The 10,417-nt window shown below is 45.3% G+C and carries 11 protein-coding genes; all 11 read right to left on the bottom strand.

The features are described 5' to 3' along the window. Positions 1-54 precede the first annotated feature (54 nt). Entirely contained in the window at positions 55-918 is an 864-nt protein-coding gene (locus tag Q0277_RS03375) for a formate/nitrite transporter family protein (RefSeq protein WP_297995594.1), read from the bottom strand. Next, the gene (locus tag Q0277_RS03370) at positions 919-1,371 is read right to left on the bottom strand and encodes a hydrogenase 3 maturation endopeptidase HyCI (RefSeq protein WP_291936428.1); all 453 of its coding nucleotides are present in this window, start codon (positions 1,369-1,371) and stop codon (positions 919-921) included. It lies immediately after the preceding gene. Next, positions 1,371-1,715, bottom strand: a complete 345-nt coding sequence (locus Q0277_RS03365) for a formate hydrogenlyase maturation HycH family protein (protein WP_297995591.1) — start codon at positions 1,713-1,715, stop codon at positions 1,371-1,373. Before Q0277_RS03365 ends, Q0277_RS03370 begins: the two co-directional genes overlap by 1 nt. Next, positions 1,712-2,536, bottom strand: a complete 825-nt coding sequence (locus Q0277_RS03360; RefSeq protein WP_297995588.1) for an NADH-quinone oxidoreductase subunit B family protein — start codon at positions 2,534-2,536, stop codon at positions 1,712-1,714. The genes Q0277_RS03365 and Q0277_RS03360 overlap by 4 nt, the downstream gene beginning before the upstream one ends. Next, positions 2,533-3,072 (bottom strand): formate hydrogenlyase complex iron-sulfur subunit, encoded by a 540-nt coding sequence (locus tag Q0277_RS03355; protein ID WP_177386902.1) that lies wholly within the window; start codon positions 3,070-3,072, stop codon positions 2,533-2,535. The genes Q0277_RS03360 and Q0277_RS03355 overlap by 4 nt, the downstream gene beginning before the upstream one ends. Next, positions 3,069-4,805, bottom strand: coding sequence for a hydrogenase large subunit (locus Q0277_RS03350; protein ID WP_005871901.1), 1,737 nt, complete (start codon positions 4,803-4,805; stop codon positions 3,069-3,071). Before Q0277_RS03350 ends, Q0277_RS03355 begins: the two co-directional genes overlap by 4 nt. 2 nt (positions 4,806-4,807) lie before the next feature. After that, on the bottom strand, positions 4,808-6,289 hold the full coding sequence (locus Q0277_RS03345; protein ID WP_297995585.1) for a hydrogenase 4 subunit F: 1,482 nt from the start codon (positions 6,287-6,289) through the stop codon (positions 4,808-4,810). A gap of 2 nt (positions 6,290-6,291) precedes the next feature. Then, positions 6,292-6,936: a hydrogenase 4 membrane subunit gene (gene hyfE, locus Q0277_RS03340; RefSeq protein WP_291936441.1), complete on the bottom strand. Its 645-nt coding sequence runs from the start codon at positions 6,934-6,936 to the stop codon at positions 6,292-6,294. Position 6,937: 1 nt separating this feature from the next. Then, positions 6,938-7,867, bottom strand: a complete 930-nt coding sequence (locus Q0277_RS03335; protein WP_297995582.1) for an NADH-quinone oxidoreductase subunit H — start codon at positions 7,865-7,867, stop codon at positions 6,938-6,940. 10 nt (positions 7,868-7,877) lie between these two features. Beyond that, positions 7,878-9,851: a proton-conducting transporter membrane subunit gene (locus Q0277_RS03330; RefSeq protein WP_297995579.1), complete on the bottom strand. Its 1,974-nt coding sequence runs from the start codon at positions 9,849-9,851 to the stop codon at positions 7,878-7,880. Next, a partial coding sequence (locus Q0277_RS03325) for a 4Fe-4S dicluster domain-containing protein (protein ID WP_297995577.1) occupies positions 9,848-10,417 on the bottom strand: 570 nt, incomplete at its 5' end. The genes Q0277_RS03330 and Q0277_RS03325, both read right to left, overlap by 4 nt.

Genomic DNA, 10,417 nt, shown 5'->3' with positions numbered 1-10,417 from the left:
GCGCGGCAAAGTGCCGCGCCGTATTTTGTTTATATCGTGCTGAAGCGCGATATATTAGTCTTTCTTTTTCATATCGTATTTATTGACCATAAATCCGACCAAGCCTACGAAAAATAGACCGCCGCAGATGTTGCCTAGCGTAACCGGGATCATATTTTTAACGATGAAATTTCCCCAGTTTATTGAATCTATTTGAGCTGCCGTTACGCCGTGAAGCGAGCTTGCAAGAGCATTTACATCGCCACCTGCAGCCGCAAGGTAGTGGCCTTTAGCGATGATGCCTTCAGTTAGGATAAACATATTTGCAACGCAGTGTTCCATCGAGCAAGCTACGAATGCGCCGATCATCCACATAATTGCAAAGAATTTACCTGATAGATTACTCTCGCTGGTCGCAGTCCAGATAGACATACATACAAACACGTTACAAAAAATTCCGCGGATGAATAGCTCATGAAAAGGTGCGTTTATTTTGCCTGCTGCTGCAGGAATGAAGTGCTGCAAGATGTAGCCGTCATATTTAAGCGGAAGTCCTGAGTAATAATACATATACGCGATTAACGCGCCGCCTACGAAGTTAAAACACCAAACGATAGCCCAATAGCCGATTGTTTTACCTAGCGGTAATTTGCCATCGGCAGCAGGCACACCCGTTAAAACAGAGCTGGTAAATAGATGCCCACCGTAAAAAACCACCATCATCAGACCGCAGCTAAAGGTAATACCTCCGATGAAATTCGATAAGCCAATAGATTGCTTTTCAGCCATTCCGACGGTCGAGTGAGCCCAGAAAATATCGCCCATAGCGATTGCAGCGCCCGCCATTATAGCTAGAAAAATTACGCTAATTAGCGGGGTATGCGCCTTGTGTTGCATCGAACTAGACACCGCTTGCGCGGTTTCTGCAGGATTTAACATTTACTCCTCCTCATTTAAATTTGAATCAATTTCTAAGATACGCTCATAAGCTTTTTGCGCACTTTTTTTTGCGCTCTCGCTTAGCCCTTCTTTAAAATCAAGGACATTATCGAGCAGTACGCTTATGCCCAAAAACAATGTCTTTGGGCAAATTTTGCGCAGATAGCTTAGAAGCACCGGCGTAGGCAGGTTATGCGTCGAGTAGATATAGTCGCGATCGTTGCTGAGGTCGAAAAATTCTATCTTATCCTCATCAAAGCCGCTCATCGCATCTACTACTATTAGAATTTCAGGGGCGAATTCCCTAAGTGCTGCAAATTCGTTTTCGGGCACATCCTGCCCATAAAAAACGCGCCAATCTTTTAGGTTCGCCTCGACTATTCGCCCCGTTTCATTGCCCACGTCGTCGTCGCCGCGAAGGGGATTGCCGATACAAAGCAACGCCTTTCGCATCAAAAATCCTTCCTTAGCACGAAGTATCCTTCGCGCATATTTTTTAGCAGATCTTTAAGCTCACATTCGCAAAGCTGAGGGATTAGCTTAGCTGCGTGCTCGGCAAAAATTTCAATCTCGAAATACTTGCTTAGGTTACCGATCTTAAATTTAACGTAGTCGCCCGAGTTCTCGACGTTGCGTTTAAATTCTTCATCGTCTATCTCAAGTACCTTTTCGCTAAAATCTATCGTACCTACGCCGTGACCGACGCAGGTGGAAAAAACCTTGATATCCTTTAGCTCTTTGGGTAAATTTTCGTTTTCGTCCATATGCCGCTTTGTAAGCTTAAAAACCTCAATCATCGTTTGCTCCAGACCTCTTTTTGCGGATCGATCTTAAATTCCTCCGTAGCGCGGGCGTATTTTAGATATACGTCATTGTGCAATAGTGCCATGCACTCCGCGTATCTAGGATCCTCTTCGGTATGGATAGCGTTAAGTAAAGCCTCGCGAGAAGCTTTTGGATCGTGAACGTCAGATGAGGTTTTGATCGCATCCATATATTTTGCGAATAAAACTCTTCCGAAAATATAGCTCATTAGCCTCTTAGCTTCAGCTTGCAGATCGCGCTCGAATAAAATATCGCCTATAACTGAATTCTTGACCGGTGGCGGAAGAGTACTATCTTGCTCATAGCTCTTCTTTTGAAGCTTTTGATCGATGATGCCAAGCGCCATGCCAAGACCATAGATGATGCTAGCGGGATGCGGAGGGCAGCCAGGGATATAAACATCTACCGGTACAATCTTATCGATACCACTCCATACGCTATATGCGTCATGAAAAATTCCGCCAGTGCTTCCGCAGGCTCCAAGAGCTACTACGATCTTTGGATCAGGTGCAGCCTCATAAGCGCGGAGCAGCGGATAATACATCTGTCGAGTAACCGGACCGGTGCAGACTAAGATATCTGCGTGGCGAGGGTTAGCTACGAGTTTAAATCCGAAGCGCTCCGGATCCCACATCGGCGTGATAGAAGCAAAAATTTCGATTTCACAGCCATTGCAACTTCCGCAGTCGATACGATAAACGCTGAAGCTTCGTTTGATATTTTTCAAAAGCTCCAATTTTGAGGTTAGATCGTTTGCGTTTTTAATATTTTCGGGGACTTGATACAAACTCATTTTATTGCCTCCTCTATACCTTTAGTCACTCTTTCGACCGCTTGAGCTTTTTTGCATTCAGGACAGATGTAGAGATATTTTTTAGCTTCTTCTAATCTGCCTGGAAGCAAATTTGCCGTACTTAGCTTTTCTAGCGTGTAGTTGATAAGCCTTTTTGGGGTCATCGGCTTGCCGCAGCAGCTGCATTTTTCCATCTCAAGCTCGCCGTGTTGGATAAGCGCGCTTTTATCAAATTTTACCGCTAGCTCAAAGCTATTGCCTAGCCTTACCGCTCCCGTAGGGCATACCTCGTCGCAGCGACCGCAAAATATGCAGCGTCCGCAATCAAATTCCCAAATTAGTTTGGTTTGGGCTTCATTCATCTTAAGCTCAATCGCATTAGATGGGCAGGCGATACCGCATGCAGCACAGCCTATGCAAAGCTCATAGGTGTATTCAGGCTGCCCGCGAAAATTCTCGGGCACGATGTATGGCTCAAACGGATAAGCATAGGTCGCCTTGCCATATTTTTCGGTAATGTCGAATAATTTCATCATCTTAAATCCTTTTTGCTAACCTTGCCGTCTTGGCAAAATTTCTTAAGGTCTTTTTCGGTTAGAATTTTACTCTTTCCGCTATTAATATCGACTAAAGTTACGCGCTCGGTGCATGAGTAGCACGGATCCATCGAGCATACGATTAGCGCCGCATCGGAGATGTTATTTCCGCGGAATTGAAATCGCAAGCTCGGCCAGTTGTTATACGTAGCGGCGCGACATCTCCAGCGGTAAACCTTCTGTGCGTTTCCTTGCATGATCCAGTGGACATTTTCGCCGCGCGGTGCTTCGTCGTGACCTAAAGCGTAGTTTTCCGGTCTGATCATAGTCTGTGGATCGATCATTATCGGAGTTTGTGGCATTTGATGCAAGCACTGCCTGATGATGTGGATCGATTGTTTGAGCTCTTTATATCTTACGACTTCGCGACTGAATACATCGCCACCGTGCTCTACGGCTACTTCGAATTCTATCTTGTTGAAGAAATCATAAGGGTGATCGTAGCGGTTGTCGCGTTTAAAACCGGAAGCTCTCATATTCGGACCTACTGGGCTAAAATCACGCGCCACTTTGCGATCTAATACGCCCACGCCTTTCCAGCGACCGATTTGGCGTTTATCCTCCATAACGGCGTCCCAAATTTCAGAAATTTGAACATCGAGCTTGTTGATGATCTCGATGCTCTTGCGAATTTCATTATCGGTCATATCGCGGCGAAGTCCGCCCATAATTACATTGCCATAAGTCTTGCGACCGCCGGTTACGAGCTGAGCTAGCTCCATGGAGTATTCGCGCACTCTAAAGATATGCATGAAAGCGTTGTAGTTGCCCGTTACCTCGCAGGCTAGACCGATATTTAAAAGATGGCTGTGAAGGCGCTCGATCTCAAGGCAGATGACGCGGATAGCTTGCGCACGAAGCGGAATTTCAAGCTTGATAGCTTTCTCTGCTGCTTCAATACACGCAATCGCGTGAGCGTAGCCGCAAATTCCGCAGACGCGCTCTGCAAGGTAGCCCATCTGATCGTAATTCATTCGGTTTTCAGCTAGCTTCTCCATACCGCGGTGTTGATAAAATAAGCGGTAGTCTGCATCGATAATCTCATCGCCGTCGCAAAATAGTCTAAAGTGCCCCGGCTCATCGCTCGTTACGTGAAGAGGTCCAAGCGGAACATCCACTACGCCATCACCGCTAGGAAATAAAAACTCTGCATTAGGTTCGTCTTTATGATCTACAGGATCGGGTCTATAGCGATAGTCCATCGCGTCTTTGCGAAGCGGATGAAGCCCATCCGGCCAATCGTCGCTTAGCACCAAACGACGTTTATCAGGCAAGCCTTCGGCGATTAAACCAAACATATCGAAGGCCTCTCTTTCGTACCATACGCAAGCAGGCACTAAAGGAGTAACCGACGGGAACGTCGGATCCGATCCGGGAATTAGCGTCCTAACGGTAATGAAGCATTTGTCCTCTGCGGCAAAATCCTCCGCTTCGGTCATCTTACCACCTTCCATAGATATCGCATAATAAAGCGCGAAATTTCCGTTTAGCTCGCGCTCATCGTTAGGAATCATCGTGCTGATAAAACCGCCGATGTCATAATACAGCGTTTTAACCGCAAGCGGCAGATCATTTCTATCCACTAAAACGGTGATTTGATCCTCGGCTTGGCGGGTAACTTCTAAGACCTTGACTTTGGTCTTTAAAATTTCTATAAATTTATCGCCTCTCATTTTTAACCTCTCATCATTATTCTAACGCCGTTTTCGACGAGCATCCAAAAATCACCTACGTGCCATACGCCGAAAATTATCACTAAAGCGCAAAGCAAGATTAGCGGTAAATTTTCAAACAAGCTCATCTCTTTAGCATAAACCACTTCACCTTTAGGCGTACCGAAGCTCGCTAGATTAAAGTGCGCGAAGTCCGCAATGAAAATAATTACGAGCGCGATCGCAAATAATGCTACGGCTATGTATTGACCGCTGGCTATCGCGCCTTTGAAAACGTTAAATTCGCTTACAAAGATCGCAAACGCAGGAACGCCTACGAGCGAGCAAACCGCAGCACCAAACATTATCGTAGTAAGCGGAGCGATTTTTACCATACCGCCCATTCTAGACATATCTTTGTGACCATAAATTCTAGCGATATTACCGGTAGAGCAGAATGCAAGAGCCTTAGTAAAGCTGTGAGCTAAGCAGTGAAAGATCGCGGCAAGCAAGCCAAAATATCCGCCGATACCTAGCGCAAATGCAATAACACCCATATGAACGACCGAGTGGTAAGCAAACATCCTCTTTACGTCGTGCTGACGAACAAGGAAAATTCCTGCTATAAATAGCGTGATCGTGCCCGAGATCAGCATCACGTGCTTAACGAAGTCTGGCCCTACCGCTTCGGCGGTTACCGCGTAATATCTAAATATCGCTAGCATCGCACATTTTAAAAGCACACCCGAAAGTAGCGCTGAAATAGGAGCCGGACCTTCTGCGTGAACGTCAGGAAGCCAAGTGTGAGTAGGAGCAAGTCCTGCTTTGGTTCCAAAGCCTATTAGAGCGAATATAAAGATAAGCTTAGCGGCATCTTTGTTTAAGCCTTTGGCGTGATCCATAATGCTAGTCCAAAGCATCGAAGCCTCGCCATCGCCCGTGATTTTGAATGTAGCCGCATATAGTAAAACGGTCGCATAAAGCGCGAATGCCAAGCCGATCGAGCAGATAACGATATATTTGTAACCGCTCTCGGTAGATTTTTTGTCTTTATGAATAGCGACCAAAAATACCGATGCTAACGTAGTGGCCTCTACTGCAGCCCACATAAACGCGACGTTATTGCAGATAACGCTAAGCGTCATCGTAAAAACGAAAACGTGACAGAGCGCGTAGTATTTTCTAAGATCGCTAAGATCCAGATGACCGCCCTGTATCTCCCATTTCATATAGGTGGTGGAGTATAAATTTACCAAAAAGCCCGTTATGGCGATTAGCACTAAAAATACGCAACCTAGGCTATCTAGAAATAGAAATTTATCGTATGCGTAAAAAGCCTCGAAGTTGCCGCTGATAAGCTTGCCTACGTTACAGAGTAGCCCTGCGGATGTAACCCCAGAAATCAAAACGTGTAGCGTGCTTAGGAGCTTGAAATTCTTAGGGCATAAGAATAATATCAGCGCTCCGAGCAACGGAAAAATTAATATAAAAGCTAAACTATTCATCATTAACCCCTTAAATTCGAAGCTTTAGACGTATCAAGTCCGTCATAGGCTTTGTAAAATCTAACCGCCAAAATGCTCATAATAATAACCGCAAAGATTGCATCGGTTAAAATTCCAAGCTCGACTAGCTCGTGAGAGTTGTAAGCCATAAGTGCAAGGCTTAGGTGGATGCCGTTTTCAAAGAGGCAGTAGGCTAGAATTTGCTTGATGAAAGAATTTCTTAGCATGAAGCCGAAAATTCCCATCATAAATACGGTTACCGCCGCTATTAGAACGATTCTTTCTTGAATAAGAGAGAATTTAAGCAAGATCGGATTGATTGTCATCGCAATCGCTAGCGAAAATCCCATCGCAATAACGGGGCTTACGAAAAAGCCACCCACCGGCTCATCCTCGCTGATCACATCCAGCTTTTTAACTAGCCAAAATAAAATTCCCGGCACGAAAATAACCTTCGTAAAAAACGCCACTATCGCCCAAATTCTAAGCTGCGGCGCATTGAAGTTAGAATACAGCATAAAAAATATGCTTACCAAAAATAGCGTCTGAATCGCGTAAATTCCGATCGAAAGTTTTAAATTTCTAAGTCCGAATACCGCGAGTGACGTTACGATCATACAAATTGCTAAAATATCGATACTATTCATCTTAAAATCCTACTACGTAAAGCGTTAATGCCGCAAAAGCGATGGCAAGAGCGCCGCATGAAATTTTGCGCATGCTCGAAGTCATTCTGAAGCGTGGTCCAAAGTTGTCGATGAAAACGGCTGCTACGTAAAATACGCCGGTTTTTAGCACAAAGATTATGATCGCCAAAAACGGATTGCTAAAATTCCACGGCTCAAATATCGTTAGGAATAATCCGATCATCGCAAATTGCTTCAAAATAAGCGCCGCTTGCACTAAGCCTAGATCGCTGCCTGCATATTCGCCAAGCAGACCTTCTCGAAGCTCTTGCTCGGCTTCGGCAAGATCAAATGGCTTTCTGCCGGTCTCGACATACATACACCATAAAAACGCAATCGAAGCGACAGCAAAGCTTGGAATTTGATAGCCGATCTGACCGCTGCGTACCATCTGCTGGATCTCAACTAAATTTGAAGTTCCCGCAGCCATCATTACTACGATTAGGCACATCATCATCACAGGTTCGACAAAAACGGCAAGCATCTGCTCGCGTCCGCCGCCGGTTGCGGCAAACGGGTTACCGCTATCTATTGAAGCCGCACCGAATACGAAGCGCAAAAGCGCGCCTAGATATAGGATAACGAAAATATCCGAATACGCTCCGAAAAGGGTATCTTTGCTGTATGTAATAGGAATAGCCGCCAAAATCGCTGCCGAAGTAGCGAAAAGGAAAAACGGCGCCCACCTAAATACCCAGTGGCTGCACGCAGGAACGGTTCTGCCGCGCTTAAAAAGCTTAATAATATCGCGGTAAGTCTGGAAAAAATCGCTTCCTTGTTTCGACTGAAGCTTGGCTCGAAGTTTTCTCGCCATACCGTCGAAGAGTGGAGCGACTAGGACGATAACCGCGACTTGAAATATCATTAAAAATATAGTTTGTATAGTCTGCATCTTAAACCTCCTAGATCAAGAAATATCCGACGCCCAGTATCGCGCAAAGATAGATTAGGATGTAAAGCGTATATAAATTTGCATAGCCGCTTTGAATAATTCCTATCTTATCGGCGATCTTCTTACTCCAATCGATTACCGGTTGATAAATCATCGTCCACCAAATGTCTCGTGGGTGGTTGTGATACTCGATCGGTCCGAAGTAGCCGTTTTGCTCTATTCTGCGTTTATGACCTCTAAATAACCAGTCCATAATCTTTCTTAAATCGCCGGTAAAAGGACCGCCAGTTATCTGCATGCGAGGGCTATATTTAAAGCCGCACGCCCAAGGATCTGTCTCGCGAGGTTTGTCACGATTTGCTTTCATAACCGCTAGGATGATAAACGGAAGCAGCATTGTAGAACACAAAATCACTGCAATAAGAGGAGTTGAAACGATACTTCCCAAAGGCGAAGTGATTGACGAAGCACCTAGGCTTGCGACAAATTCTCTATTGGAAGTGATAGAATTTACCGCTTGCATGATGTAATCGACTATGAAGTGTGCGCCTACGCCAAATCCCACGCAACCTATCATCAAAATGATCATTCCTAAAACCATTCCTAATGGGCTTTCTTTTGCATTTTCCCAAATTTTTTCATCTCTTGGGGTTCCTGCGAAGATTACTGCATAAAGCTTAAGGTGCATACCGACCAAAACGCCGGTAAGCGCAAGTGCGACTACTGCTAAAGAGAAAGCGTATCTGATGAAAATTCCGCTTTCCTTAGCACCTTGAAGCATTCCTTGATAGGTAAACCACTCTGAAACGAAGCCGTTTACCGGAGGAAGCGCTGCGATACCCATGATACCGATAAACATACCAACAGCAGTTAGAGGCATTTTTTTAGCTAGCCCTCCTAGCACGTCCATATTTTGCGTATGAGTAGCGTGGATTACAGAGCCTGCACATAAGAATAGCAAGCCTTTGAATATCGCGTGATTTACTACGTGGTAGCAGCCTGCTAAAAATCCGACTGCGGCTAGTGTTACATTGCCTGCTGCGACGCCGTAAATTCCGGTGCCAAGACCTAGTAGGATAATGCCGATATTTTCAACCGAGTGATACGCAAGAAGCGCTTTAAAGTCGTGCTGGCACAACGCGTATAAAACGCCAAAAAGCGAGCTGGCCGCTCCTAGGATCAAAACTGCAAGTCCGAAATAGATACTTAGCGGTAAAAATAGTGTAAATTTAACAAGGGTAAAGAGCGCTACTTTAATCATAACGCCGCTCATTAGCGCAGAGACATTTGATGGAGCCGCAGGGTGAGCTTGCGGTAGCCAAACGTGAAAAGGCCACATTCCAGCTTTTGAGCCGAAGCCGACCAAAAACAAGATGAATGCTGCTACGGAAGCGCCCATCGGCATATTTACTTTTCCCCACTCCGCAAATTCGAAGCTTCCTGCGTAGTTTGCAATGATGAGTAATCCACAGGTTATACAAAATGCACCGATCTGCGCTATACCTAGATATACCATAACAGCTTTGAGCGTGCCTTTGCCATCGTTTACTATGATTAGAAATGACGAGATTAGCGTCATAAGCTCCCATAAAACAGCGAAGCAAAATACATTATCTGCGCTGATGACTAAAAGCATAGATAAGATGAAGGTATTAAATAAACATGCAAAAACGCCAATATTCGCCTTTCCGATATATTCTTCGGCGTAGCTCATACCGTAAACACTGCTTGCAAAGCCTATAAAAACGACTACGAAGCTGAAGAAATTTCCAAGTGGACTTAAAGCAAATTTTGGCGCATATAAGAAAGTGCCGCCCAAAACGAAGCTATCGCTTACGCCCATATTGGCTACGAAATGACACATCGCGTAAAAACAGCTGATAGCACCTAATCCAAATCCCACCTTAACGGCAGTTTTTGGAGCGCAGTATAAAAGGATACTAATTACTGCACTGACGATAAATAAAGTATAGACGCTTATCATTTTGCGCCTCCTTCTTTTTTGGCGACGCAACTGATTTCGCCGTTTAATACATCTTTTGCAAAAGCATTAGCCGCATCGTAGTCTATCGCAAAGCCCAATTTATGCTTACCCTCTTTAGGATCTATCATAATGATAGCGCTGGTTGGGCAAACCTCGACGCATGCAGGACCGTTCTCGCGTCCGTTGCATAGATCGCATTTGATGGCGGTGCTTTTGGCGCCCGCTTGGCTTTCGATCTCGAGATAATACTTCGGCTCGACCGCATAATTTACTGACGGCATAAGCTCGGCATTCGAGCTGATCGCGCCATAAGGACAGGCGAGCGTACACATCTTGCATCCGATGCAAATTTCTTCGTGCAATTCGATATAGTTATTATCGAAGCGAAGCGCACCGGTAGGGCAGACGTTTGCGCATGGTCCGTCATCGCACTGCCTGCACTGCGTAGGCATAACGCCGTAAGCCTGTCTAAGCACGGTAAGTCGCGATTTAGCAAGCTTGCCGCGCTCGTAGGCACTTGAGTAACAGGCTGCCATGCACGTCGTGCAACCGATACATCGTTTGTA

The organism is uncultured Campylobacter sp. (assembly GCF_938030815.1).
Classification (GTDB): Bacteria; Campylobacterota; Campylobacteria; order Campylobacterales; family Campylobacteraceae; genus Campylobacter_B.
This window is presented reverse-complemented; position numbering and strand designations above follow the sequence as displayed.

What these genes read in the sequence shown, in the direction of transcription:
- hyfE (WP_291936441.1), bottom strand. Translation starts at nt 6,936, where the DNA reads ATGAATAGTATCGATATTTTAGCAATTTGTATGATCGTAACGTCACTC.
- Q0277_RS03330 (WP_297995579.1), bottom strand. Translation starts at nt 9,851, where the DNA reads ATGATAAGCGTCTATACTTTATTTATCGTCAGTGCAGTAATTAGTATC.
- Q0277_RS03335 (WP_297995582.1), bottom strand. Translation starts at nt 7,867, where the DNA reads ATGCAGACTATACAAACTATATTTTTAATGATATTTCAAGTCGCGGTT.
- Q0277_RS03360 (WP_297995588.1), bottom strand. Translation starts at nt 2,536, where the DNA reads ATGAGTTTGTATCAAGTCCCCGAAAATATTAAAAACGCAAACGATCTA.
- Q0277_RS03345 (WP_297995585.1), bottom strand. Translation starts at nt 6,289, where the DNA reads ATGAATAGTTTAGCTTTTATATTAATTTTTCCGTTGCTCGGAGCGCTG.
- Q0277_RS03350 (WP_005871901.1), bottom strand. Translation starts at nt 4,805, where the DNA reads ATGAGAGGCGATAAATTTATAGAAATTTTAAAGACCAAAGTCAAGGTC.
- Q0277_RS03365 (WP_297995591.1), bottom strand. Translation starts at nt 1,715, where the DNA reads ATGATTGAGGTTTTTAAGCTTACAAAGCGGCATATGGACGAAAACGAA.
- Q0277_RS03375 (WP_297995594.1), bottom strand. Translation starts at nt 918, where the DNA reads ATGTTAAATCCTGCAGAAACCGCGCAAGCGGTGTCTAGTTCGATGCAA.
- Q0277_RS03355 (WP_177386902.1), bottom strand. Translation starts at nt 3,072, where the DNA reads ATGATGAAATTATTCGACATTACCGAAAAATATGGCAAGGCGACCTAT.
- Q0277_RS03370 (WP_291936428.1), bottom strand. Translation starts at nt 1,371, where the DNA reads ATGCGAAAGGCGTTGCTTTGTATCGGCAATCCCCTTCGCGGCGACGAC.